The sequence below is a fragment of the Pseudoxanthomonas sp. F37 genome (assembly GCF_022965755.1).
Lineage (GTDB): Bacteria > Pseudomonadota > Gammaproteobacteria > Xanthomonadales > Xanthomonadaceae > Pseudoxanthomonas_A.
The window spans coordinates 3,889,960-3,914,701 of the sequence record NZ_CP095187.1 but is presented as its reverse complement, the minus strand read 5'-3'; the positions used below and the strand labels follow the sequence as shown (position 1 = coordinate 3,914,701).

Genomic DNA, 24,742 nt, shown 5'->3' with positions numbered 1-24,742 from the left:
AAGGCGCGTAGATTCATGGATTACCGTGAGACAAAGACGGACGACGGCCCATTGCCGGTGCTGTACGCGGATGCGCAGATCTCGGTGGTCGACAAACCCGCGGGCGTGATGGCGCACGACAGCAGGCTGGCTGGTGGCGAAACCGACTTCGTCGCCGACCGCCTGCGCGTGCAGTTCGGCAAGCCCATTTTCCTGATCCATCGGCTGGACCGCGCCACCAGTGGCTGCCTGCTGGTGGCGTTCGACCGCGACAGCGCGTCGGCGCTGGGCAAGGTGTTCATGTCGCGCGCCGTGGAGAAGGATTACCTGGCCATCTGCCGCGGCTGGCCGGAACCGGACTTCAGCGTCGACCATCCGCTCGATGGCGGCCCGGGCAAGCCGGAAAAGAAGCCGTCCCTGACGCACTTCGTGCGCCTGGCGACGGGCGAGCTGCCGCTGCCGTCGGGCGGCTTCGAGACCTCGCGCTATGCGCTGCTGCGCTGCCAGCCGGAGACCGGGCGCTTCCGCCAGATCCGACGGCACCTGAAGCACGCCTTCCATCACCTGATCGGCGACACCAGCCATGGCGACGGGCGGCACAACCGGCATTTCCGCATGCAGGGCGTGCACCGCATGCTGCTGCACGCGGTGCGGCTGTCGTTCCCGCACCCGGCCACGGGCGAGCGCATCGAGGCGGTGGCGCCGCTGGATGCGGAATTCCGCAAGGCATTCGCCCTGTTCGGGTGGGAAGAGGACCTGCGCTGATCCCGTAACGCCTTGATGCGGCAGACATGCGGCATTTGTCCGATGACGCCGCGGCATGCCGGCGCAAAGGTGGGGCTCCCTTCCCACGGAGCGCGCCGCCATGTCCTCTCCCCGCATCTACGACCTGCCCACGCGGGTCTTCCACTGGACCTTCGCCGGCCTGTTCGTCGCCGCGTACGCCATCGGCAGCACGGTCGACGACGCGTCGCCGCGGTTCGTGCTGCACATGCTGGCCGGCGGACTGCTGGCGACGGCGGTGCTGCTGCGCCTGCTGTGGGGGCTGGCGGGAACGCGGCATGCCCGGCTGTCGGATTTCAGCCTGCGCCCGGCGGCGCTGGCGGGGTACCTGCGTGGCGTGCTGTCCGGACAGGCGCGCACCTGGGCGGGACACAACCCCGCCTCCAGCTGGGCTGCGCTGGCGATGATGGGCCTGGGCCTGGGCATGGCGGCCACCGGACTGGCGATGGTCGCGGGCGTGGCACCGCACGCGGTGGAGGAGGTGCACGAGGTCCTGGCCAACGCCTTCCTGGCCGTGGCGCTGCTGCACGTGGCCGGCGTGCTGGTGCACGTACTGCGCCACCGCGACGCACTCCCATTGAGCATGGTGACCGGGCGCAAGCGCGGCATTCCTGCCACGGAGGCCGACGTGCGCCCTCACGCGGGCGTGGCACTGGCGTTCGTCGCGGCGCTGGCGGCGGTGGGCGCAGGCGTGGCGAATCGCTACGATGCCAGCCGTGGCCGTATCACGCTCTTCGGCCAGACGCTGACGCTCCGCGAGGCGGACGAGGGGTCCGGCGAACAGGGCGGGGCCGACGACGAGCGGGCCGAACATGAAGCGCATGCGCGCGGGGAGCGGGCCGAGGATGTCCCCCACAGTTGAGCGCCGTCCCCTGCAGGGCAGCGAACGCGGCGTCATCGCAGGCGTCCTGCTGCTGATCGCGCTGCTGGTGGTGGCGGATGTCGTAGGCGACCTGCGGCAGGGCGCTTCCGGCTGGCACGTGGCGCTCGAGATCGTGGCGGCCGGGCTGGCCCTGCTGGGCGCCGTGCACCTGCTGCGCAGCACGCTGCGCCTTCGCCGCCGGCTGGTCAGGCAGGCGGAGCATCTCAGCCAGGTGCGTGCGCAGGCGGAGGCCTGGCGGCAGCAGGCGCGCCGTCACGTGGAAGGCCTGTCGCGCTCGATCGACGCGCAGCTGGACGGATGGCGCCTGTCGCCGGCCGAGAAGGAAGTCGCCTTTCTGCTGTTGAAGGGCCTGGGGTTGCGGGAGATCGCGGATCTGCGCGGCACCCACGAAAAGACCGTGCGCGCGCAGTCGGCGTCGATCTATGCCAAGGCCGGACTGGCCGGACGGTCCGAACTGGCCGCCTTCTTCCTGGAAGACCTGCTGGTGCCGCGCGCCGGCCTTGCCCCGGAGGTCACGCCACCCGCAGCGCCGCCAGCACCATGAGCGCCACGGCGCACAGCATGCCCAGCAGCCACGACAGGCTGCGCATGGCGTGCATGTCGATCAGATAGAACCACCCGTGGAAGATGCGGGCGACCACGAACGCCACGGCGAGCGGGGTGACCAGGGTGGCCGGCACGCCGGCCAGCTGCGCCATCAGCACGCCGGCCACGAATGCCGGGAATGCCTCGAAACCGTTGAGGTGGGCCGCGTTGGCGCGCTGCACCTTGTAGTTGCCTTCCTGCTTGGCCATCCAGGCGCGCGGATTGCGGTTGTTGTAGCGATCGCCCGAGCGCTTGGCGATGAAGACCCACAGGTACGGCAGCAGGGCGGTGATGAGGATGCACCAGTAGGCGATGGACATGAGCTGTTTCCCTCCGAGGATGGCGCAGGGTAGTGGGTACGGCGGCAAGGCGTCCATGGGCGGTTGCCCTCTCCCTGCGCAGCGGGGAGAAGAAACAGAAAACGGCGCCTTTCGGCGCCGTTTTCATATCGCATCGGAACGCGGCTTACTGCTTCGCCGGCTCCGTCTTCATCATCGCGTCGCGTGCGGCCTTGAAGGGGTTGCCCTCGTACCAGTTGGGCCACTTGTCTTCCACGGCCAGGTCCTTGCCGACGCCGTACAGCGCCTGCAGGTCCTGCACCACGCCGTCCAGCTTCCAGCCCTCGTGCATCTCGTCGCTGGCCTGGTGGTAGCGCTTGGCGTACTCCTCGCTCGCCGCCTTGCCGGCCTCCACGCCGCCGTCCAGCAGGTCGTTGCCGCCCTTGGCGTACAGCGCCGGCACGCCGGCCTTGGCGAAGTTGAAGTGGTCGCTGCGGAAGTAGTAGCCGCCGGCCGGATTGCCTTCCTCGGTCAGCACGCGGCCCTGCTGGTCGGCGTGGACTTTCAGCATGTCCTCCAGCTCGGAATTGCCCTTGCCGGTGACCACGAAGTCGCGCGACTTGCCGCCCACGCTCATCGCGTCCAGGTTGATCACGCCGGCGATCTTGTCCATCGGGAAGGTCGGGTGGGCGACGTAGTACTTGGAGCCGAGCAGCCCCGATTCCTCCAGCGTCACCGCCACGAACACCACCGAGCGCGCCGGCTTCGGGTCCTGGTGGGCGAAGGCTTCGGCGATCTCCAGGATGCCGGCCACGCCGGTCGCGTTGTCGACGGCACCGTTGAAGATGTTGTCGCCCCCGCTGTCATCGGAATGATCGCCCTCGTGCTTGCCCAGGTGGTCCCAGTGCGCCATGTACAGCACGGCTTCGTCGGGCTTGCTGCTGCCCGGCAGTACGCCGATGACATTGCGCGAGGTCTTCTCGCTGATGCTGCTCTTCAGCGATACCGTCGCCTTGGCCTTCAGCGGCACCGGCTTGAAGCCGCGCTTGCCGGCGCTGGCATAGGCAGCGTCCAGGTCGAGGCCGGCGTCGGCGAACAGCTGCCTGGCCGCTTCCGCGCTCAGCCAGCCCTGCAGCGGGATGCGCTTCTCCGGGTCATCCTTTGCAGGCAGGTCGTACTGCGGACCGGCCCAGGAGTTCTTCACCACGTCCCAGCCATAGCTGGCGCCGGCGGTATCGTGCACGATCAGCGCGGCCGCGGCGCCCTTGCGCGCGGCTTCCTCGAACTTGTATGTCCAGCGGCCGTAGTAGGTCATGCGGTTGCCGCCGAACAGCGTCTCGTCCTTGCCGTGGAAGCCCGGGTCGTTGACGAACATCACCACCGTCTTGCCGGTCCAGTCCTGGCCGGCGTAGTCGTTCCACTTCTGCTCCGGCGCGTCCACGCCGTAGCCGACGAACACCATGTCGCTGGCGTCCAGCTTCACCTCGGTCTGGCCGGTGCGGGTGCCGATGACGTAGTCGGTGCCGAACTTCAGGTCGCGCTTGCCGGCGGACGTCGCCAGCGACAGCGTGGTCGCGGCCTCGTCGGCGGTGGTCTCCACCATCGGAACGTCCTGGAAGTAGCTGCCGTTGTTGCCCGGCTGCAGGCCGATGCGCTTCATCTGCGCCTGCAGGTAAGCGGTGGTCTTCTCCTCGCCCACCGAGCCGGGCGCGCGGCCTTCGAACTCATCGGACGACAACGCCTTCACCATGTCGGCGAAGTCGGCCTCGGTGATGTCGGCGGTGAAGGTGTGCGCCGCGGCCGGCGGCGTGGCGGCTTCGGGCGCGGCGGCGGGCGCCTCGGGTTCGCGCTTGCACGCGGCCAATGCGGCCGTGGCGGCAAGCACCAGCATCAACTTGCGGGACATCGTGATTCCTCAACGAAAGGAATCCCGATTCTAGCCATAACCGGCGGCCCGGACCTGTGCCGGCGCCGCCGGTGCGCGGACTTACTCGGTCGGTGCGGTGTCGGTGCTGAACGGCTTGGCGGTGGCGCCGGTCACCGGCCCGACCTTGGCGCTGGTGTGCACGTACAGCGTGACCGGGCGCTCGAATACCAGCGGACCCTCGACCACGGCGTTCGGGCCGATGATGATGCGCGGGTCGCGGCGGGGCTTGATGCTCCAGCCGCGCGGCTTCTCCACCTTGATGCCGCCCGTGACGTGCGAACCGATGCCGACGGTGATGTCGCCGTTGACCGTTTCGATGCCGCCGGCCAGCTGGGTGCCGACCAGGCCGATGGCGCCGTTGACGGTGTCGACGTTGCCGCCGATGGTGGTGCCGCGGTCGGTGAAGATGCTGCCGTTGACGGTTTCCACATCCTTGCGCACCTGCACGTCCTTGCCGATGCGGATCGCGCCGTTGACGGTTTCCAGGGAGGCGGCCTGGGCCTTGTCGCCCACGGTGATGCTGCCGTTGACGGTGCTGGCGTCCTCGACGGTGGCGCCGGCGGCGATGCTGACGCTGCCGTTGACCGTTTCCAGGTCGCCATAGGCTTGGCCGGCGTCGGCGGAAACGCTGCCGTTCACCTTGGAGACGTCCTGCTGGGCCAGGGCGGGTGTGGCGGCCAGGGCCAGGGTCAGCAGCAGTGCGGTACGGGTACGTGTCATGGGGTTGCCTCTCCGGTGGTCTCGTATCGGTCTGATGCGGCGGCATGCCCGAGGGTTTAAACACGCCGCATCGGCATGCATGGGAGCACGCTTCGCTACAATCGGCACCTGCCTGAAGTCACCGGAATCCGCCGTGTCCGCATCCCCCGCGTCCGTGAACCGTCCCAAGCCCGTGGTCCTGCTGATCCTGGATGGCTGGGGCCACCGTGAGGACCCCGCCGACAATGCGCTGGCGCAGGCCGATCTGCCGAACTGGCGGCGCCTGCTGGCCACCGCGCCGCACACGCTGATCCATACCGAGGGCCGCCACGTTGGGTTGCCGGACGGGCAGATGGGCAATTCGGAAGTGGGCCACATGAACCTGGGTGCCGGCCGCATCGTCTACCAGGACCTGACCCGCATCGACGCCGCCATCGAGGATGGCAGTTTCTACGACAACGCCCAGCTGGTCGCCGCGTGCCGGGCCGCCAGGGCCGACGGCAAGACCCTGCACGTGTTCGGCCTGCTCTCGCCCGGCGGCGTGCACAGCCATGAGCAGCACATCTTCGCGATGCTGGAGCTGGCCAGGCGGCAGGACGTCCCGCGGGTGGCGGTGCACGCGTTCCTGGACGGCCGCGACACGCCGCCCAAGTCGGCCGAACCCAGCCTGCGCGCGCTGCAGGACCTGTGCGCGAAGCTCGGCAATGCGCACATCGCGTCGGTCAGCGGCCGTTACTACGCGATGGACCGCGACAAGCGCTGGGACCGCGTGCGCCTGGCGTGGGATGCGCTGGTCGAAGCGAAGAGCGGGCACCATGCCGCCAGCGGCATCGCCGCGCTGGAAGCCGCCTATGCGCGCGGCGAGAACGACGAGTTCGTGCTGCCCACGGTGATCGACGGCGCGAGGCCGATGGCCGACGGCGATGCCGTGGTGTTCATGAACTTCCGCGCCGACCGCGCGCGCCAGCTGACCGCGGCGTTCGTGTCGCCGGCCTTCGACGGCTTCCAGGCGCGCGTACCGGCGCTGGCGCGCTTCGTCTGCCTGACCGAATACGACGCGAAGCTGCCCGCGCCGGTGGCGTTCGCGCCGGACGACCTGCGGCATACCTTCGGCGAACTGCTGGCCGACGCCGGGCTGACCCAGCTGCGCATCGCCGAGACCGAGAAGTACGCGCACGTGACGTTCTTCTTCAGTGGCGGGCGGGAAGACGCGTTCGCCGGCGAGGAACGCATCCTCGTGCCCAGCCCGAAGGTCGCCACCTACGACCTGCAGCCGGAAATGAGTTGTCCCGAGCTGACCGAGAAGCTGGTGGCGGCCATCCGTTCCGGCCGCTTCGATGCCATCGTCTGCAACATCGCCAATCCCGACATGGTCGGCCACAGCGGCGACCTGCAGGCCGCGATCCTGGCCGCGCAGGCGGTGGACAAGGCCATCGGCGAAGTCGACGCCGCGGTGCGCGCCGCCGGCGGCGCCATGATCATCACCGCCGACCACGGCAACCTGGAGATGATGCGCGATCCGGAGACCGGACAGCCGCACACCGCGCATACCGTGGGTCCGGTGCCGCTGGTCTATGTGGGCGAGCGTGCGGCGACGCTGCGCGGGGGGCGCGCTGCGCGATGTCGCGCCGACCCTGCTCGACCTGCTGGGGCTGCCGCAACCGGCCGACATGACCGGCCGCAGCCTGATCGCCGCCTGATGCCGCATCGCCTGCGCGCCACCTGCGTCGCGGTCCTGCTGGCCGGCGTGTCCTTCGTTGCGGCCGCGCCGGCGCAGACCTCGCGCGAGGCCGAGCAGAAGCTGCAGCGCGTGCGCAGCGAGCTGAAATCGATCGCGCAGGAGCGCCGCAAGCTGGAGGGCGAACGCGGTGCGGCCTCGCGCCAGTTGCGCGAGGCCGATGAGAAAGTCGGCCGTACCTCGCGGTCGCTGGCCGAGACGGAAGCCGCCATGCGCCGCGAAGCCGAGGCACTGGCCGAGCTGCAGCAACGGCGCGACACGCTGCAGGCGCAGCGGCAGCGACAGCGGGCGCAACTGGGCGCGCTGGTGCGGGCGGCCTACCAGCAGGGCGGCGATGCCCCGCTGAAGGTGCTGCTGTCGCAGGACCGCGTGGCCGACGCGAACCGCCTGTTGGCCTACCACCGTTATGTGCAACGCGACCAGGCACGCCGCATCGATGCACTGACCGCCGATCTGGCCTCCCTGGATGAGGTCGAACGCGAGATCGCATCGCGCCGCGCCGGACTGGAGGCCGCGCGTGCGCGCCAGCGCGACGAAGTCATGCAGCTGGAAAAGGACCGGAAGACGCGTGCGAGCCTGGTCGCCGACCTGGACGAGCGCTACCAGGACCGCGCCGCCAAGGAAAAGGCCCTGGGGCAGGACGCGCGTTCGCTGGAGCGCCTGCTGGCCAATCTGCGCGCCGCCGCCGCGCGTGCCGAAGCCGAGCGCCGTGCCGCCGCGCGCCGCGCCGCTGCCGAAGCGGCCGCCGCGAAGAAGCGCGAGAACGCTGCCGGTGCCGGTGCCGGCCGCTCGGCGCGCGACAGCGCACCTGCGCGGCCCGCCGTCGCATCGGCGCCGCCGCTGAAGGTGGGTGGCCTGGGCTGGCCGGTGTCGGGCAGCCTGCTGGCGCGCTATGGCGGCCGCATGCCCGATGGCCGCGCCAGTACCGGCGTGTTGATCGGTGCGCCGGCGGGCACGCCGGTGACGGCGGTGGCGGACGGCACCGTGGTGTTCTCCGAATGGATGACCGGCTACGGCCTGATCCTGATCCTGGACCACGGCAACGGCTACATGAGCCTGTACGCGCATAACGACAGCCTGCTGAAGGACAGCGGCGACCGGGTCAAACGCGGCGATGCGGTGGCCCGCGTCGGCACCTCGGGCGGGCAGGGCCAGGCGGCGCTGTATTTCGAATTGCGGCGCAATGGCCAACCCGTGGACCCGTCCTCGTGGCTGCAGCGGCGATGAACGGCGCCGGGGCGCATAACCGGGCTTGAACATCCGCGCCGCACGGCTTCACGCATAATCCGGGCGAGCTCCGCCACCGTCCGCGGAGTCCGTCCAGCCCCACCCGGAGTTCCGCATGCTGCAGCGTCTTCCCCTGGCCCTCCTGACTGTCGTGCTGCTCGCGGCCATGCCCGCGCGGGCGCAGCAGCAGGCGCAGCCGGACTCGCCGCCGGTGGTGGCGCCCAGCGACGACCCCGATGCCGCCGAAAACGCGCCCTCGAAGGTGCCGCTGGAGGAGATCCGCCGCTACGTCGCCGTGTTCAATGCGGTGAAGGAAGCGTACGTGGAGCCGGTGGAGGACAAGAAGCTGATGCAGTCCGCCATCCGCGGCCTGCTGCTGGACCTGGACCCGCACAGCACCTACTTCGACAAGGCCGATTCCGAGGCCTTCGACGAGCAGGCCAACGGCGCCTACGAAGGCATCGGCGTGGAGTTGCAGCAGCAGCCCGACCGCACCCTGCTGGTCGTGTCGCCGATAGACGACACGCCCGCCGCGAAGGCCGGCATCAAATCGGGCGATGTCATCACCGCCATCGACGGCAAGCCGATCAGCGCCGACGACGGCATGGAGCCCCTGCGCGGCGAACCCGGCAGCAAGATCACCCTGACCATCGTCCGCGAGGGCATGCCCAAGCCGTTCGACGTCACCCTGGTGCGCGACACCATCCGCGTGACCAGCGTGCGCGGCCGCCTGCTGGAGCCGGGATACGGCTACGTGCGCATCAGCGCGTTCCAGACCGACACCGCCGCCGATTTCCAGAAGCAGCTCGAGCGGCTGCAGGAAGGCGGCGCCCTGCGCGGGCTGGTGCTGGACCTTCGCAGCAACCCGGGCGGGCTGCTGCTGGCCGCCGTGCAGGTGGCCGACGACCTGCTGGACAAGGGCACCATCGTCAGCACGCGCGGGCGCCTGCCGATCAGCGATTCCAAGTTCGATGCCACCCCGGGCGACCGCCTGAACGGCGCGCCGGTGGTGGTGCTGGTCGATGCCGGCTCGGCCAGCGCCTCGGAAGTGCTGGCCGGCGCGCTGCGCGACAACGGCCGCGCGCGCGTGGTCGGCAGTCGCACCTTCGGCAAGGGCTCCGTGCAGACGGTGCTGCCGCTGGACAACGGCGACTCGGTCAAGCTCACCACCGCGCGCTACTACACGCCCAGCGGCCGGTCGATCCAGGCCAGCGGGATCGTCCCCGACGTGGTGGTCAAGCCCGAGGGCGCCGCGCCGGATGCGGTCCTCGGCCAGGACGGCCAGCTCTATGTCACCGAGGCCACCCTGCCCGGCCACCTGCGGGGCGACGACGAAGGCCTGGCCGGCTACACGCCCGGCGATGTGCTGGATGGCGATGCGCCGGTGAAGGCCGCGTTGGCGGAGCTGAAGAAACTCGCCGTCACCGCCCGCGCCAGAACGACCGCCGTCCCGCGCTGATTCCCGCGGCTCATGCCGGCGGGCCGCCCGCCGCCGGCAAGGCCGGCGCGGGGCGCTCGCGCATGACCCGGTTGAACAGCGGCGTGGCCATCAGCGTGGTCAGGATCGCCATGATCACCAGGATGGTGAACAGGCCCGGCTCGATGAGGCCCGCCTGCAGGCCGATGTTGATGATGATCAGCTCCATCAGGCCACGGGCGTTCATCAGCGCGCCGATGGCCCTCGCATCGCGCGGGGATTCGCCGGACAGCCGCGCCGCGGCCCAGCAGGCGACCGCCTTGCCACCGAAGGACGCCAGCAGGATGGCGATGGCCGGCGCCAGGATGGACGGGTCCAGCAGGACGGACAGCTGGGTCTTCAGGCCGGAATAGGTGAAGAACAACGGCAGCAGCACGACCACCACCACCGCCTGCAGGCGCTCGCGCAGGCGCTCGGTGAGCGCGCCGCGCGGCAGGCAGATGCCCAGGACGAAGCCACCGAACACCGCGTGGATGCCGATGGCGTCCATCGCCCAGGCGCACAGGAAGAACGCCGCCATCACCCACGCGAACACCGGCGTGGGCAGGGGCCCGTCCGCCGGCACCTGCGCCGCCAGCGGCGCCAGCATGCGTCGTCCTGCCAGCAGCATGAAGGCGAGGTAGGCGATGCCGCCGCCGATCGCCAGCCACGCCTGGCCCCAGCTGCCGCCGAAGCTGGCCAGCACGACCGCCAGGATGCACCAGGCGGCCGCATCGTCCATCGCGCCCGCGGTGAGCGCCAGCGTGCCCAGTGGCGTGCCGGCCAGGCCGCGCTCGTGGATGATGCGCGCCAGCATGGGGAAGGCCGTGATCGCGATGGCTGCGCCGAGGAAGAGAGCGACTTCGAGGAAGCGCGCATGGCCGGCGAACAGCCCGGGTACGTGCTGCAGCCACGGCGCCAGTGCGAAGGCCAGCAGGAACGGCACCGCGATGCCGGCCCAGGAGACCGCCATCGCGCTGCGGTAGCGCGTGCGGATATGCGTCGCCTGGAACTCCGTGCCCACCAGGAACATGTACAGTCCCACGCCCACCTGGCCGCCCACGTAGAGCATGTCCAGCGTCGCCTTCGGGAACAGCAGCGCCTGCGCCCCGGGCAGCACCGCGCCCAGCAGCGAGGGTCCCAGCATCACGCCGGCGATCATCTCGCCCACCACCTGGGGCTGGCCGATGCGCTGGGCCAGCTTTCCCACCAGGCGGCAGGCCACGATGATCAGGCCGGCCTGCAGGAAGAAATAGACCGACAGGTGTGAGGTGGACATCAGGCGCCCCGTGCGTGGAGCGCCATCATAGGACGGGCGGGGGCCGCCCGGTGCCCGGGTGGGGTCAGCGCGGCTTGGCCGGCATGGGGAAGGGCGTCACCACTTTCTCGCCGGTGGCGGCGTCGCGGATCGCGGACTGGCCTTTCCGTTCCACTTCCTCCACCCGGATGATGCTCTGCATGGGCAGGTGCAGCACCTTGGTGTTGCCGAATTCGTCGCGCAGGCGTTCTTCGGTGGGGTCCACCACCAGCCCTTCGTGCATGTCGAACACCAGTTCGGCGACCTCGGTGAACCCCCACAGGCCGCTGGCCGCGACCTTGCGCGCGTACACCTCGTAGACCTTGGTGTGGTTGTGGAACGTGACCTTGTAGAGCGTGTTCTTCATGAGGCGATTATAGGAGTGAGCGGAGAGGAGTGAGGAGTGAGGAGTGAGGAGTGAGCAAAAGCCGGCCTGCTCCCACTCACTCCTCACTTCTCTCCCCTCACTCCTGCCTTCAATATCCCTGCCGCTTGCGCATGCGCCGGGCAATGGCCGCACGCACGAACAGCGCGAACACCACGCCGAACAGGAAACCGGCGATGTGCGCCCACCACGCCACCGCGCCGAATGCCGGGCCGGTATAGGCGAACACCACCTGCAGCAGCGCCCAGATGCCGATCAGCAGCGAGGCGGGCGCCTTCACGAATTCCAGGAACAGTCCCAGCGGCAGCACCACGCCCAGCTTGGCGGTGGGGAACAGGGCCAGATAGGCGCCGATGACGGCGGAAATGGCGCCGCTGGCGCCGATGATGACGCGGTCCGGCGTGCCGATGCTCAGCACCGCCGCGACATTGGCCACCGCGCCGCCCACCAGGAACAGCAGCAGGAAACGCCACGGCCCCATGGCCCGTTCGGCGGGCAGGCCGAAGATCAGCAGGAACACCAGGTTGCCCAGCAGGTGGGCCCAGTCCGCGTGCAGGAACAGTGCCGTGAACAGCCGCAACACTGTGCCTCGCTGCAACGAGGCCAGCCACACTTCGGGCGCCACCATGCCGCCGGTCAGCGCGCCCCACTGGGTCAGCAGGTGGGCTTTCGCGACTTCTTCCTGGGTCAGGGCCCAGCAGAACGCCGCCGACAGCAGCACCAGCAGCGTCGGCGTGGCCCAGCGGACGGGGGGTTTCCGGCGGGAAGGCAGCGAGACGAACATGGCGCCGCACTGTACCCGGTCGCCGCCGCACTGCCCATGGTGCGGTGCAACGAAACTGAATAGGGGCAATGACTTACAGCCGATTGTTAGTGTTTGGTTAGCGGGTATACTGCATACGGCGTCGTATGTCGGGAGGGGCTTCCGGCAGGCCGGAAAGGTGGATTACACACCGCGGCCGTGGACGACGCAGACGACCTTCACCCACGTCTCCCGGAGAGATCACTGATGGAATTCACCAAGAACCTGGCCCGCGTTTCCGCGCTGGCCTTCGGCATCACCGCCGCGCTGGCCTACGGCGACGTGCATGCAGCCGCCTTCCAGCTGAAGGAAAACAGCGTCAAGGCCCAAGGCCGTGCGATGGCCGGTGCGGCCTCCGCCAAGGGCGACGCCTCGGTCGTGGCCAACAACCCGGCCGTCATGTCGACCTTCACCGAGCGCACGCTGCAGGCCGACGTCACCGCCATCGACCTGTCCTACGAATTCTCCGGTACCGGCACCGCCGCCACCGGCACGCCGTTCCAGCAGCCGCTGACCGGGGGCGACGGCGGCGACGCCGGTGACGTGAGCGCCGTGCCGGCCGCGTCCTTCATCCTGCCGCTGAGCGGCGACTTCGAATACCTGACGCTGGGCGCCATGATCAGCGCGCCGTTCGGCCTGAAGACCGAATACGACGCTGGCTGGAAGGGGCGTTACCACGCGCTGGAATCGGACGTCAAGATCATCGACCTGACCCTGGCCGCCTCGCTGGAACTGAGCGACAGCTTCTCGGTCGGCGCCGGCCTGGTCTACGAGCACGCGGACGTGACCCTGTCGCAGGCCGTCGACTTCGGCACCGTCATCTGCGGCCAGAATCCCGCCGCCTGCCTCACGCCCGGCTCGCCCTACGGCCCGCAGCGCAATGACGGTCTGGCCCACGTCAACGGCACCGACAACGGCTGGGGCTGGATCGTCGGCGTGAACTGGCGTCCGAGCGAGAAGTGGTCGCTGGGCTACTCGCACCGTTCCGAGATCGACCATGAGCTGGAAGGCAAGGGCGATTTCACCGTGCCGTCGGAAGTCCGCACCGCGTTCGACAACAATCCCAATCTGCCGCCGGGCGTCGGTCCCCGGCTGTTCACCGACTCGAACGCGCTGGCGAAGCTGACCACGCCGGCCGTGGACACCTTCAGCGCCACCTACTACGCCACCGACCGCTTCACCGTGATGGCCGAAGCCAGCCGCACCGACTGGACCTCGCTGCAGGAAATCCGCATCGAGTTCGACAATCCCGTGCAGCCGGATTCGGCCGAGGAGTACAACTGGGCCGAGAACTGGTTCTACTCGATCGGCGGCGAATACAAGTTCAGCGACGCGTTCACCTTCCGCGCCGGTGTGGCCCGCGACGACTCCCCGGTGAGCCGTCCGTACCGCACGCCGCGCCTGCCCGACCAGGACCGCATGTGGTACTCGCTGGGCCTGACCTGGGCGCTGTCGGAGAACTTCGAGATCAACGCCAGCTACGTGAAGCTCGACATCGTCGACACGCCCGAGATCGACCTGACCACCAGCACGCGTGCGCGCCTGGTCGGCGAGTTCGACGGCGGCGCCGACCTGTACGGCGTGTCGATGCAGTACCGGTTCTGATCGCCCCGCGCACCGGAGCCCCGAAAAACCCCGCCTCGGCGGGGTTTTTCTTTGCCGGCGCTTCTGTGCTGCAGCGGCGTGGCCCCCGACGCTCCTGCGCGTACGGCATCAGGGCTGAAGCTCGCCGCGTTGCCCGGTCAGTACGGCAGGCCGGCGACCGGCAGCTCGATCGACCACAGGCTGGCCGCACCGGTGAGGTACAGCGTGCGCCGGTCGCCGCCACCGAAGGCCGCATTGGTGATGTTGGCATCCACGCCGATGGTGGCCAGCACCTCGCCCGCCGGCGAGAACACGCGCACGCGCCGTTCGCCGTGCTCGGTCACGTAGATGTTGCCCAGGCAGTCCACCGCCAGGCCGTCGCCGCCCGAGATGCGGGCCAGGTCGTGACCGGCGCCCGGGATGCCATCGACCACCGGATAAGCGCGCAGCACGTCGCCGTCGGCCGTGCCTCCGGCCACGTAGAGCGTGCCGCCATCGGGCGAGAGCGCGATGCCATTGGGATTGCGCAGCGTGTCGTCCACCACGGTGGTCGCGCCGTCGCGATGGCGGTACACGCGCGTCAGCGGCTGGCCGCCCGGCGCAGCCTTGCGCTGGTAGTCCGGGTCGGTGAAGAACAGCGTGCCGTCGGCCGCCATCACCAGGTCGTTGGGGGAGTTGAACGGCGCACCCTCGAAGCCGGACGCCAGCGGCGTGCGCGTGCCGTCGCCCAGATCCACGCGCGCCACCTGCTTGCGGTCGTGGGTGGCGGCGATGAGGTGGCCCTCGGTATCCAGCGCCAGGCCATTGCTGCCGCTGTCCTCGACCACGGTCTCCCAGCGGTCGGGCGGGGTGAAGCGGCGGATGCGCGATGGGAAGCGTCCGCTGTGCACGAAATCCGACAGGTACAGCGCACCGTCCTTCCACACGGCGCCTTCATAAAGGCGGCCCTGGTCGTCGTCGACGGCCGCGGCGGAGACGCGTGTCGCGGTCAGCGTGCCCGAGGGCGCGCGGCCCGGATCGGCAGGGCACACCGACCGGTAGGCCGATGCCTGGGCGAGCGGCGCGGTGCCGCACAGGAGCAGGGCGAGGGCAAGACGATGGGGGCGCGGCATGGCGGTCTCGGGGTCAGGCGGGGTGCCAGCGTACCTCGATCCGGTTGCGGCCCTTGTGCTTGGCGGCGTACAGGGCTTCGTCGGCCAGCCGCATCAGGGTGTCGTAGGGCGCGTCGCGGTCGGCGGTGAACGACACGCCCAGACTCACCGTGACGCGGAAACCGGTACCGATCGGCGCGAACTCCAGCGCCATCACCTGCTCGCGGATGCGCTCGGCCAGTGCCTGCGCGGTGTCGGCGCGGGTGTCGCGCAGCACCAGCATGAACTCCTCGCCGCCCAGCCGCGCGAACAGGTCGTCGCTGCGGATGCACGCCCGCACCACGTCCGAGAAGCGCTGCAGCACCAGATCGCCGGCCTCGTGCCCGTGGTCGTCGTTGACGGCCTTGAAGTGATCCAGGTCCAGCGCGATCACCGCCAGGCCGTGCTCGGCCGGCCGCCACGTGCCGCGCGACTGCAGTTCGTTGTCCAGGCCGCGGCGGTTGAGCGCGCCGGTCAGCGGATCGAACAGCGCGCCCCGGCGCAAGGGTTCGGCGGCGCGGAAGCTGGCCAGCATCAGCATGCAGAAGTTGAGCAGGTACCAGATCGACAGGTCCAGGTTCACCCACATCGGGTTCGGACCGTAGCGGCCGGTCAGCGCGGCGAGCAGGTCGCTGCCGTACAGCCACAGCAGCACCAGGCAGCCGCCGATCATCAGGCGCGCGGGGACGTGGTCGGGTGCCCGCCGCAGCACCCGCAGGTGGCCGATCATCACCACCAGCACGATGACTTCGGTGGCGCTCATCGCCGCGCCCTGCGCATCCACCGTGCCGCGCAGCGCCCAGCCGGCCAGCGAAAACGCGATGCACGCCGGCAGCAGGGCGCGTTCCCAACGCGACAGCGTGCGCTGCTGCACGAACTGGATGATCGACCACGCCAGCCCCACCAGGCCCGCACAGGCGAGCAGTCCGCCCAGGCCCGCGGTCCAGTGCGCGAGACCATCGTCGCCGGCGCGCGCCAGTTCCTGCGCGGTGCCGTCCAGCATCGCTGCGCCCAGCGAATACAGGAAGTGCGCGATGCCCCACGTGGCGATGCCGCGCACGCCGCGCGAAACCCGGCCGACGTGGAGGAACAGCGCCAGCAGCAGCGCGGCCAGCGCGGAATCCGTCAACAGCAGGTTATAGAAATCGGTCGTCATGCGATGGGGCCGTGATGGCCGTGGAGGTCCCTGTCCCCGGGCAAACGCAGGATGCGCCACGATCCGGCTGCACGGCGGGGACGCAGGCGCCGGGTGTGGGGTCTGCGTTCAGCGAATCGGCAACGCGAAGCTTGGCCCCGCACGCCACCGCGGATCAGTGCGCTTGGTCATGACGCGCGAAAAAAAGCCCCGCCGGAGCGGGGCTTGCTGCAGCGTGTCCGCTGGCGCCGCGACGCTCAGTCGCCCAGCGTCAACAGCGACGCATTGCCGCCGGCGGCCGTGGTGTTGACGGTGACCGTCTTCTCCGTGGCGAAGCGCGGCAGATAGTGCGGGCCGCCGGCCTTGGGTCCCGTACCCGACAGGCCCTGGCCGCCGAACGGCTGCACGCCGACCACCGCGCCGATCTGGTTGCGGTTGACGTAGACGTTGCCGACCTTCACCCGCGCGGCGATGCGGTCGATGGTCTCGTCGATGCGCGAGTGCACGCCCAGGGTCAGGCCGTAGCCGGTGGCATTGATCTGGTCGATCACCGCATCCAGCTGGTCGGCCTTCCAGCGCACCACGTGCAGGGCCGGTCCGAAGACCTCCTTGTGCAGCTGGTCCAGCGACTTCAGTTCCCAGGCGCGCGGCGCGAAGAACGTGCCGTGCGCGGTGTCCTCGCCCGCGTGGGCCTGCTTGATCAGGCGCGCTTCGCCGGCCATGCGCGCGGCGTGGTCCTCGAGGATCTTCAGCGCATCGGCGTCGATCACCGGGCCGACGTCGGTCGACAGCAGGCCCGGGTCGCCGATCTTCAGTTCGTCCATCGCGCCGGCCAGCATCGTCATCACCTTGTCGGCGATGTCGTCCTGCACGAACAGCACGCGCGCGGCCGAGCAGCGCTGGCCGGCGGAGGTGAACGCCGAGCCCATCGCATCCTTCACCAACTGCTCCGGCAGTGCGGAGGAGTCGGCGATGAAGGCGTTCTGGCCGCCGGTCTCGGCGATCAGCGTGGCGATCGGACCGGCCTCGCGGCCGGCAAGCGCGCGGTTGATCGCGCGCGCGGTCTCGGTGGACCCGGTGAAGGCCACGCCGGCCACGCGCGGATCCTTCGTCAGCGCGGCGCCGACGGTGGCGCCGTCGCCGGGCAGGAACTGCAGCACGGCCTCGGGAATGCCGGCCTCGTGCAGCAGCTTCACCGCGGAGTGGCCGATCAGGTTGGTCTGCTCCGCCGGCTTGGCGATCACGCTGTTGCCGGCGGCCAGCGCGGCGCTGACCTGGCCCAGGAAGATCGCCAGCGGGAAGTTCCACGGGCTGATGCAGACGAACACGCCGCGGCCCTGCAGTTGCAGCTGGTTGGACTCGCCGGTCGGGCCGGGCAGGTGTTCAGGCGCGCCGAACTGCGTGCGTGCCTGGGCGGCGTAATAGCGCAGGAAGTCCACCGCTTCGCGCACCTCGGCCACGCTGTCGGGGATGGTCTTGCCGGCTTCCTTCACGCACAGGGCGATGTAGTCGGCCATCCGCTGTTCCAGCAGGCGCGCGGCGTGCTCGAGGATCGCCGCGCGGCTGGCGGCCGGCGTGCGGTCCCAGGCCGGCTGCGCGGCGACGGCGTTCGCCAATGCCTTCTCGACGGTGCCGCTGTCGGCCGGCTGCCATTCGCCCACGGTCTGGCGGCGGTCGGCGGGGTTGGTCACCGGCAGGGCTGCGCCGGACACGATGGCGCCCGGCACCAGCGGCGCGGCGCGCCATGGCTTGACCGCGGCGTTGATGCGCTCGGCCAGCGCGCGCAGATCGTTGTCGTTGGCGAGGTTGGCGCCCATGGAATTGTCCCTGTCTGAATGCTGGATGGGAGCCGGCTGGCTCCGGAAGAGGTCGACCGGCAGCGGAATGCGCGGGTGCGGGATGGCGTCGAATGCCGACACCGTCTGCACCGGGTCGCGCACCAGATCCTCGATGGCCACGTTCTCGTCGGTGATGCGGTTGACGAAGCTGCTGTTGGCGCCGTTCTCGAGCAGGCGGCGGACCAGGTACGGCAGCAGGTCCTCGTGCGAACCCACCGGCGCGTACACGCGGCACGGGATGCCCAGGCGGTGCTGCGGCACCACTTCGGCATACAGGTCGTCGCCCATGCCGTGCAGCTTCTGGTGCTCGTACGGGCGGCCCTGGGCGATGGAGCGGATCGCCGCGATCGTCTGCGCGTTGTGGGTGGCGAACATCGGGTACAGCGCGTCGCCCTGATCGAGCATGCGGCGCGCGTTGGCCAGGTACGACACGTCGGTGTTCGGCTTGCGCGTGAACACCGGGTAGCCCGGGTGGCCGTCGATCTGCGCGCGCTTGATCTCGGCGTCCCAGTACGCGCCCTTCACCAGGCGCACCGGCATGCGGCGACCGACGCGGCGCGCCAGGTCGGCCAGGAAATCGATCACGTACGGCGTGCGCTTCTGGTAGGCCTGCACGGCCAGGCCGTAGCCCTCCCAGCCGTCCAGCGACGGGTCGGAGAAGGTGGCCTCGATCAGGTCCAGCGACAGTTCCAGGCGGTCGGCTTCCTCGGCATCGATGGTGAAGCCGATGCCATAGGACTTGGCCAGCTGCGCCAGCTCCAGGATGGCCGGGGCCAGTTCCTTCATCACGCGGGCGCGCTTGGCGTGCTCGTAGCGCGGGTGCAGCGCCGACAGCTTGATGGAGATGCTGGGGGCGGCGAACACGTCGGTGAAAGGCTGATGGGGCGCCTGCCCGGTGCGGCCGATGGCGTGGATCGCCTGGCGGTAGGCCTCCAGGTAGCGGGCGGCGTCCTTCGTGGTCAGCGCGCCCTCGCCCAGCATGTCGAACGAATAGCGGTACTCGGCGTTCCCGCCCTTGCGGCTGCGCGACAGCGCTTCGTCGATGGTGCGGCCCATGACGAACTGGTGGCCCATGATGCGCATGGCCTGGCGCACGGCCAGGCGGATGACGGGCTCGCCCACGCGGCCGACCAGGCGCTTGAAGGCGCCGGGCACGTCGGCGCGGGTCAGGTCGTTCAGGTTGACCAGCTTGCCGGTCAGCATCAGGCCCCAGGTGGAGGCATTCACCAGGACCGAATCGCTCTGGCCCAGGTGCTTTTCCCAGTCGGCATCGCCCAGCTTGTCGCGGATCAGCTTGTCGGCGGTGTCCTGATCGGGGATGCGCAGCAGGGCCTCGGCCACGCACATCAGCAGCACGCCCTCCTCGCTGCCCAGATCGTACTGGCGCATGAAAGCCTCGATGGCACCCTGGTCCTGGGCGCGGGCGCGGACCCGCTTCACCAGGTCCACGGCCAGTTTCTGGGCCTGGGCCTGCTCGGCAGCGGGCAGGCGGGCCTGTTCGAGCAGTTCGCGCACGTGCTCGGTCTCGTCGCGCAGCCAGGCGGCCGTGATGGCGGCGCGCAGCGGCGGCGGGGCGGCGGGGAGTTCGGGGGCGATGATGCCGCCCGCGGGCGGGGTGGCAGGCGACGACAGGGGGGAAGGGCTCGACATGACGGCGGGGCGGTCCAAAGGCAGTCCATTAGTTTAGGGCCGCACGGTCGGGCCGGATATGCCCGCCGGCAGCCCCTGGCCGGTGTCCGCGGCGCACCTGCCCACGCGGTGACGGCGGTCGCGGAATGCGTCCGCACCGCCGCGCGGGTGCGGGCACGACGGGCCGGCGCGCCTTGTCCAGGATCAATGCAACTTGCCGCAAAGTGTGGCCGGGGCTACCATTTGGCGGTTTTCCGCAGCCCGGATCGTGTGGCGGACGACATGATCGAAGTGGTGCCGTCAACGTGGGACGGACACGGTGCGCGGCTCCGGCTGCGGCCACCGAGGGCGCTTTCGCGCCGCCAGTTCATCCTGTTGTTCGCCGTGCTGTCGGGCGCGATGTGGATCGTCGCCATGCTGGGCTGGTGGGGAGGCAACGCCTTCGCGCCGGCTTTCGCATTGCTCCATTCGGCCATCCTCGCCCTGGCGCTGCGCGCGCTGTGGCGCGGGGGCGAACGGGGCGAGGAGATCCGCATCGGTCCCGAGGCGGTGGAGGTGACCACCTCCCGGTCCGGGGCGGTGTTCCGGGCGCATCCCTATTGGGTGCGGCTGTGCATCGAGCGGGGAGGCGAACGGGTTTCGCTGGCTTCCAGCGGCAGGCAGGTCCAGGTAGGCGATTTCCTGGGACCGGCCGAACGCCGGGAGTTGGCGGACACGCTGCAGGATCTACTGGCGGCCGCGAGCGGCCGCAACCGATGACGCATTGGGGTCTAGGCAATGACGCAAGTGAATGGGATGTGGAAGCGGTTGGCGACGGCGTGCATGCTGCTGGCGATGCCCGCACTGGCATGGGCGCAGTCGGCGGACCCGAAGCCGTGGCAGCTGAACATGGGCAAGGGCGTCACCGCCTCGTCCCAGCACGCCTACGACGCGCACATGGTGGCGCTGATCGTGTGCATCGTGATCGGCCTGATCGTGTTCGGCGCGATGGGCTATGCGATGTTCAGGTTCCGCAAGTCCAAGGGCGCGGTCCCGGCGCAGTTCAGCCACAACACCACCGCCGAGATCATCTGGACCGTCATCCCGGTGCTGATCCTGGTGGTCATGGCCTGGCCGGCCACCGCCAAGCTGATCGCCATGTACGACACCCGCGACGCCGAGATGACCGTGAAGGTCACCGGCTACCAGTGGATGTGGAAGTACGACTACCTGGGTGAGGACGTGTCCTTCACCAGCCGTCTGGACCGCGAATCGGACCGCATCCGCCAGAGCGGCGAGCAGCCCGACTACGCCAAGAACCCGCACTACCTGCTGGATGTCGACAATCCGCTGGTGCTGCCGGTGGATACCAAGATCCGTTTCGTGATCACCGCCGACGACGTCATCCATGCCTGGTGGGTGCCGGCGCTGGGCTGGAAGCAGGACGCCATCCCGGGCATCGTCAACGAAGCCTGGACCGACATCAAGGAGCCGGGCATCTACCGCGGCCAGTGCGCCGAGCTGTGCGGCAAGGACCACGGTTTCATGCCGATCGTGGTGAAGGCCGTGCCGAAGGCCGAGTTCGAACAGTGGTTGGCCTCGAAGAAGCCCGCCCCGGCCGCCGAACCCGCACCGGCCGCGCCGGAAGCCGCGCCGGCCACCGACGCGCCGGCCACCGACGCCGCCCCCATCGCCGAGACCCCCGCGCCGTCGGCGCAGGGCTGATCGACCGCACGCATCAGCTGCAAGAGAGCAAGCACATGGCCAACTCCGCCGTCGACCATCACGACGATCACCACGGTCACCAGCAGGGCTTCATCGAGCGGTGGTTCTTCTCCACGAACCACAAGGACATCGGTACCCTCTACCTGATCTTCAGCTTCATCATGTTCATCATCGGCGCCGGCATGTCGGTGGTGATCCGTGCCGAACTGATGGTGCCGGGCCTGCAGTGGGTCACGCCCGAGTTCTTCAACCAGATGACCACCGTGCACGCGCTGGTGATGATCTTCGGCGGCGTGATGCCGGCCTTCGTGGGCCTGGCCAACTGGATGATCCCGCTGCAGGTCGGCGCGCCGGACATGGCGCTGCCGCGCATGAACAACTGGTCCTTCTGGATCATGCCGTTCGCGTTCAGCCTGCTGCTGATGTCGCTGTTCCTGCCCGGCGGCGCGCCCGCCGGCGGCTGGACGCTGTACCCGCCGCTGTCGTTGCAGGGCGGCTACAACGTGGCCTTCACCATCTTCGCCATCCACATGATGGGCATCAGCTCCATCATGGGCGCCATCAACATCATCGCCACGGTGCTGAACATGCGCGCGCCGGGCATCGACCTGCTGAAGATGCCGATCTTCTGCTGGACCTGGCTGATCACCGCGTTCCTGCTGATCGCGGTGATGCCGGTGCTGGCGGGCGCGGTGACCATGCTGCTGACCGACAAGTTCTTCGGCACCAGCTTCTTCAACGCGGCCGGCGGCGGCGACCCGGTGATGTACCAGCACATCTTCTGGTTCTTCGGCCACCCCGAGGTCTACATCATGATCCTGCCGGCGTTCGGCGTGGTGTCGGAAATCATCCCGACCTTCAGCCGCAAGCCGCTGTTCGGCTACCAGGCCATGGTGTACGCGACCGCCTCGATCGCCTTCCTGTCGTTCATCGTGTGGGCGCACCACATGTTCACGGTGGGCATGCCGCTGGGCGGCGAGATCTACTTCATGTTCGCCACCATGCTGATCGCCATCCCGACCGGCGTGAAGGTGTTCAACTGGGTCAGCACCATGTGGCGGGGCTCGCTGAGCTTCGAAACCCCGATGCTGTGGGCGGTGGGCTTCGTCATCCTGTTCACCATCGGCGGTTTCTCCGGCCTGATGCTGGCCATCGTGCCGGCGGACTTCCAGTACCACGACACCTACTTCGTGGTGGCGCACTTCCACTACGTGCTGGTGACCGGCGCGCTGTTCTCCATCATCGCCGCCACCTACTACTGGTGGCCGAAGTGGACCGGCCGCATGTACAACGAGTTCTGGGGCAAGTTCCATTTCTGGTGGACGATCGTGTTCGTCAACCTGCTGTTCTTCCCGCAGCACTTCCTGGGCCTGGCCGGCATGCCGCGCCGCATCCCGGACTACAACCCGGTGTTCGCGGACTGGAACCTGATCAGCTCGATCGGCGCGTTCGGCATGTTCGTCACGCCGTTCATGATGGCCGCGATCCTGTGGTCCTCGCTGCGCAGCGGCAAGAAGGCCGACGCCCGTGCGTGGGAGAACGCCAAGGGCCTGGAGTGGACCGTGCCTTCGCCGGCGCCGCACCACACCTTCACCACGCCGCCGGTCATCAAGGACGGCGACCTGGCGCACGGCGACGTGACGCACTGATACGGTCGACCCCCGCGCCATGAACGCTCCCGTCCTGCCCCCCGAGGAAGTCGCGCGCCGCCGCAAGGCGGTGCTGCGGACCGCGTGGGTGATCGGCGGCATCGCCTTCGCCATCTTCGTGGCCTTCATCGGCCGCGCGGTGCTGGGCGTATGAGCGCGTCCCCGTCCAACTCGGCCGGGCTGTTCAAGCTGGTGGCCGTGGCCGTGGCCGTGTTCGTGCTGACGTTTTCGCTGGTGCCGCTGTACCGCATCGCCTGCGAGAAGGTGTTCGGCATCCGCCTGGAGCAGGGTCCGGGGCAGGCGGCGGTGGCGGCCGCCAAGGCCAGGCGCACGGTCACCGTGCAGTTCGACGGCGGCGTGAACTCCAAGCTGCCCTGGGCCTTCCATCCCGAGCAGCTGACCATGCAGGTGGTGCCCGGCGAGCTGTACGAGGCCAGGTATTTCGCCCGCAACGACAGCGAGCGCCCGATCGTGGGCAGCGCGGTGCCGTCGGTGGCGCCGGCGCGCGCGTCGGGCTACTTCACCAAGACCGAGTGCTTCTGCTTCACCGCCCAGACCCTGCAGGCCGGCGAAAGCCGCGACATGCCGGTCCGCTTCATCGTGGACCCGGACCTGCCGGCGGAGGTGAAGACGATCACCCTGTCGTATACCTTCTTCAAGAACGATGCACTGACCGCGCAGATCGGCAGGGGCCATGCATCGCCCTCGCCGCTCGCGGCGCCCTGATCACGCTCAGCAACCGGAAGCCACGCCATGGGACAAACCCATTCGCCAGACGCCAACATCTACTTCGTGCCGCACAGCTCCAAGTGGCCGTTCGTGGGTTCCATCGCCATGTTCGTCACCATGGTCGGCGTGGCCAGCTGGCTGAACGACATCGCCTGGGGCATGTGGACCTTCTACGCCGGCGTCTTCATGCTGTGCGCCACGCTGTTCATGTGGTTCGGCGACGTCATCCGCGAGTCGGTGGGCGGCAACTACAACCGCCAGGTGGACGTGTCCTTCCGCATGGGCATGGTGTGGTTCATCTTCTCGGAGGTGATGTTCTTCGCGGCCTTCTTCGGCGCCCTGTTCTACGCGCGCACGCTGGCGCTGCCGTGGCTGGGCGGCGAGGGCGACGGCGTGATGACCAACAGCCTGCTGTGGGAAGGTTTCAGCGCCGCGTGGCCGAGCGCCGGCCCGGCCCAGGTGGGCGGGCAGTTCCAGACCATCCCCGCATGGGGCCTGCCGCTGCTCAACACGCTGATCCTGCTGACCTCGGGCGTGACCATCACCATCGCGCACCATGCGCTGAAGGCCGGCAACCGCAGCCAGCTGCTGATCTGGCTGGGCGCCACCGTGCTGCTGGGCTGCACGTTCCTGTTCTTCCAGGCCGAGGAATACATCCACGCCTACAAGGAACTGAACCTGACCCTGGGTTCGGGCATCTACGGCTCCACCTTCTTCATGCTGACCGGCTTCCACGGCCTGCACGTGACCCTGGGCACGATCATGCTGGCGATCATCTGGTTCCGCTGCGCCAAGGGCCACTTCAGCAAGGACAACCACTTCGGCTTCGAAGCCGTGGCGTGGTACTGGCACTTCGTGGACGTGGTGTGGCTGGGCCTGTTCCTGTTCGTCTACGTGCTGTAACAGCCGGGACTGGTGATACGGGATTTGTGATACGCAAGTGCGGATCCCGGATATGCAAAGAGCGACGGTCGCCCGTCGCTCTTTGCTTTTACGAATCACGAATCACCCATCACGGCGCTCAGCCGGGATTGACCCCGTGAGGCTGGATCCAGCCCATCTTGATGGCCAGCACCACCAGCAGGATCAGGCCGACGGACAGGGCGATGCGGCGGGTCAGGGCGTTGACGGTGCGCTTGCTCTCGCTCTTGTCCACCAGCATGTAATACAGGCCGGCGCCCAGGTTCCACACGATGAGGATGAGGAAGGCGATGATCAGCAGGGTTTTCAGCGAGTCGTTCATGGCGTCCTCGGCGGGGCGCGGGCGATGAGGCGGGCATTATCGCTTCCCCGGCGTAAGCCCGG

Annotated in this window: 21 protein-coding genes and 2 pseudogenes; 13 read left to right on the top strand and 10 right to left on the bottom strand. The window is 69.1% G+C overall.

The genetic code is table 11. The features are described 5' to 3' along the window. The first annotated feature begins 15 nt into the window (after nucleotides 1–15). The 3 genes from MUU77_RS18210 to MUU77_RS18200 all read left to right on the top strand — a co-directional run bounded on the left by MUU77_RS18210 (nucleotide 16) and on the right by MUU77_RS18200 (nucleotide 2,189). Complete coding sequence (locus MUU77_RS18210) at nucleotides 16–744, top strand: pseudouridine synthase (protein WP_245089935.1); 729 nt, start codon at nucleotides 16–18, stop codon at nucleotides 742–744. Nucleotides 745–844: 100 nt separating this feature from the next. Continuing rightward, nucleotides 845–1,624, top strand: coding sequence for a cytochrome b/b6 domain-containing protein (locus tag MUU77_RS18205; protein ID WP_245089933.1), 780 nt, complete (start codon nucleotides 845–847; stop codon nucleotides 1,622–1,624). Then, entirely contained in the window at nucleotides 1,608–2,189 is a 582-nt protein-coding gene (locus tag MUU77_RS18200) for a helix-turn-helix transcriptional regulator (protein WP_245089931.1), read from the top strand. Before MUU77_RS18205 ends, MUU77_RS18200 begins: the two co-directional genes overlap by 17 nt. Here MUU77_RS18200 and MUU77_RS18195 read toward each other — a convergent pair. The 3 genes from MUU77_RS18195 to MUU77_RS18185 all read right to left on the bottom strand — a co-directional run bounded on the left by MUU77_RS18195 (nucleotide 2,158) and on the right by MUU77_RS18185 (nucleotide 5,155). Beyond that, a complete protein-coding gene (locus MUU77_RS18195; RefSeq protein ID WP_245089929.1) occupies nucleotides 2,158–2,550 on the bottom strand; it encodes an MAPEG family protein in 393 nt (130 codons plus the stop codon). The two genes, MUU77_RS18200 and MUU77_RS18195, sit on opposite strands and share 32 nt — an antisense overlap. 145 nt (nucleotides 2,551–2,695) lie before the next feature. Beyond that, entirely contained in the window at nucleotides 2,696–4,414 is a 1,719-nt protein-coding gene (locus MUU77_RS18190) for a M28 family metallopeptidase (RefSeq protein WP_245089927.1), read from the bottom strand. An 81-nt stretch (nucleotides 4,415–4,495) separates the two neighbouring features. Further along, entirely contained in the window at nucleotides 4,496–5,155 is a 660-nt protein-coding gene (locus MUU77_RS18185; RefSeq protein WP_245089925.1) for a hypothetical protein, read from the bottom strand. 154 nt (nucleotides 5,156–5,309) lie between these two features. On the opposite strand from MUU77_RS18185, the pseudogene gpmI reads away from it, so the two are divergent. The 3 genes and pseudogenes from gpmI to MUU77_RS18170 form a co-directional block, all read left to right on the top strand. After that, a pseudogene (gpmI, locus tag MUU77_RS18180) lies at nucleotides 5,310–6,834 on the top strand (2,3-bisphosphoglycerate-independent phosphoglycerate mutase). Further along, nucleotides 6,834–8,099 carry a peptidoglycan DD-metalloendopeptidase family protein gene (locus MUU77_RS18175; protein ID WP_245089923.1) on the top strand — a complete coding sequence of 422 codons (1,266 nt, stop codon included), beginning with the start codon at nucleotides 6,834–6,836 and terminating at the stop codon, nucleotides 8,097–8,099. Before gpmI ends, MUU77_RS18175 begins: the two are co-directional and overlap by 1 nt. A 115-nt stretch (nucleotides 8,100–8,214) precedes the next feature. Continuing rightward, nucleotides 8,215–9,537 (top strand): annotated as a pseudogene (locus MUU77_RS18170) (S41 family peptidase); the annotation flags it as partial. 31 nt (nucleotides 9,538–9,568) lie between these two features. On the opposite strand, the gene MUU77_RS18165 reads toward MUU77_RS18170, so the two are convergent. From MUU77_RS18165 to MUU77_RS18155, 3 genes are all read right to left on the bottom strand, one after another. After that, nucleotides 9,569–10,834 (bottom strand): cation:proton antiporter, encoded by a 1,266-nt coding sequence (locus MUU77_RS18165; protein WP_245089921.1) that lies wholly within the window; start codon nucleotides 10,832–10,834, stop codon nucleotides 9,569–9,571. A gap of 64 nt (nucleotides 10,835–10,898) precedes the next feature. Next, entirely contained in the window at nucleotides 10,899–11,219 is a 321-nt protein-coding gene (locus tag MUU77_RS18160) for a DUF1820 family protein (protein WP_245089919.1), read from the bottom strand. A gap of 109 nt (nucleotides 11,220–11,328) precedes the next feature. Further along, entirely contained in the window at nucleotides 11,329–12,021 is a 693-nt protein-coding gene (locus MUU77_RS18155) for a rhomboid family intramembrane serine protease (RefSeq protein WP_245089917.1), read from the bottom strand. Between the two features lie 225 nt (nucleotides 12,022–12,246). Between MUU77_RS18155 and MUU77_RS18150 the strand changes: the two genes are divergently transcribed. Continuing rightward, on the top strand, nucleotides 12,247–13,644 hold the full coding sequence (locus MUU77_RS18150) for an outer membrane protein transport protein (RefSeq protein ID WP_245089915.1): 1,398 nt from the start codon (nucleotides 12,247–12,249) through the stop codon (nucleotides 13,642–13,644). Between the two features lie 137 nt (nucleotides 13,645–13,781). Here the strand turns inward: MUU77_RS18150 and MUU77_RS18145 are convergent, their stop codons facing one another. The 3 genes from MUU77_RS18145 to putA form a co-directional block, all read right to left on the bottom strand. Then, a complete protein-coding gene (locus MUU77_RS18145) occupies nucleotides 13,782–14,735 on the bottom strand; it encodes an SMP-30/gluconolactonase/LRE family protein (protein WP_245089913.1) in 954 nt (317 codons plus the stop codon). A gap of 13 nt (nucleotides 14,736–14,748) precedes the next feature. Beyond that, a complete protein-coding gene (locus MUU77_RS18140; RefSeq protein ID WP_245089911.1) occupies nucleotides 14,749–15,909 on the bottom strand; it encodes a GGDEF domain-containing protein in 1,161 nt (386 codons plus the stop codon). 236 nt (nucleotides 15,910–16,145) lie between these two features. Continuing rightward, complete coding sequence (putA, locus tag MUU77_RS18135) at nucleotides 16,146–19,376, bottom strand: bifunctional proline dehydrogenase/L-glutamate gamma-semialdehyde dehydrogenase PutA (RefSeq protein WP_245089909.1); 3,231 nt, start codon at nucleotides 19,374–19,376, stop codon at nucleotides 16,146–16,148. Between the two features lie 261 nt (nucleotides 19,377–19,637). Here putA and MUU77_RS18130 point away from each other — a divergent pair, with 261 nt between their 5' ends. Genes MUU77_RS18130 through MUU77_RS18110 form a run of 6 tightly spaced genes read left to right on the top strand, consistent with a single transcriptional unit; the run spans nucleotide 19,638 to nucleotide 24,340 of the window. Then, nucleotides 19,638–20,114, top strand: coding sequence for a DUF2244 domain-containing protein (locus MUU77_RS18130; protein WP_187574659.1), 477 nt, complete (start codon nucleotides 19,638–19,640; stop codon nucleotides 20,112–20,114). 18 nt (nucleotides 20,115–20,132) lie between these two features. Continuing rightward, on the top strand, nucleotides 20,133–21,059 hold the full coding sequence (gene coxB / locus MUU77_RS18125; protein ID WP_245089907.1) for a cytochrome c oxidase subunit II: 927 nt from the start codon (nucleotides 20,133–20,135) through the stop codon (nucleotides 21,057–21,059). Between the two features lie 35 nt (nucleotides 21,060–21,094). Continuing rightward, nucleotides 21,095–22,708 (top strand): cytochrome c oxidase subunit I, encoded by a 1,614-nt coding sequence (ctaD, locus tag MUU77_RS18120; RefSeq protein WP_245089905.1) that lies wholly within the window; start codon nucleotides 21,095–21,097, stop codon nucleotides 22,706–22,708. Nucleotides 22,709–22,727: 19 nt separating this feature from the next. Next, nucleotides 22,728–22,862 (top strand): hypothetical protein, encoded by a 135-nt coding sequence (locus MUU77_RS18525; RefSeq protein ID WP_256452061.1) that lies wholly within the window; start codon nucleotides 22,728–22,730, stop codon nucleotides 22,860–22,862. Beyond that, nucleotides 22,859–23,434, top strand: a complete 576-nt coding sequence (locus MUU77_RS18115) for a cytochrome c oxidase assembly protein (protein WP_245089903.1) — start codon at nucleotides 22,859–22,861, stop codon at nucleotides 23,432–23,434. Before MUU77_RS18525 ends, MUU77_RS18115 begins: the two co-directional genes overlap by 4 nt. A 27-nt stretch (nucleotides 23,435–23,461) precedes the next feature. Then, a complete protein-coding gene (locus MUU77_RS18110; RefSeq protein WP_245089901.1) occupies nucleotides 23,462–24,340 on the top strand; it encodes a cytochrome c oxidase subunit 3 in 879 nt (292 codons plus the stop codon). A gap of 118 nt (nucleotides 24,341–24,458) precedes the next feature. On the opposite strand, the gene MUU77_RS18105 is transcribed toward MUU77_RS18110, so the two are convergent. Then, nucleotides 24,459–24,680 carry a twin transmembrane helix small protein gene (locus MUU77_RS18105; protein WP_162108604.1) on the bottom strand — a complete coding sequence of 74 codons (222 nt, stop codon included), beginning with the start codon at nucleotides 24,678–24,680 and terminating at the stop codon, nucleotides 24,459–24,461. Nucleotides 24,681–24,742 lie beyond the last annotated feature (62 nt).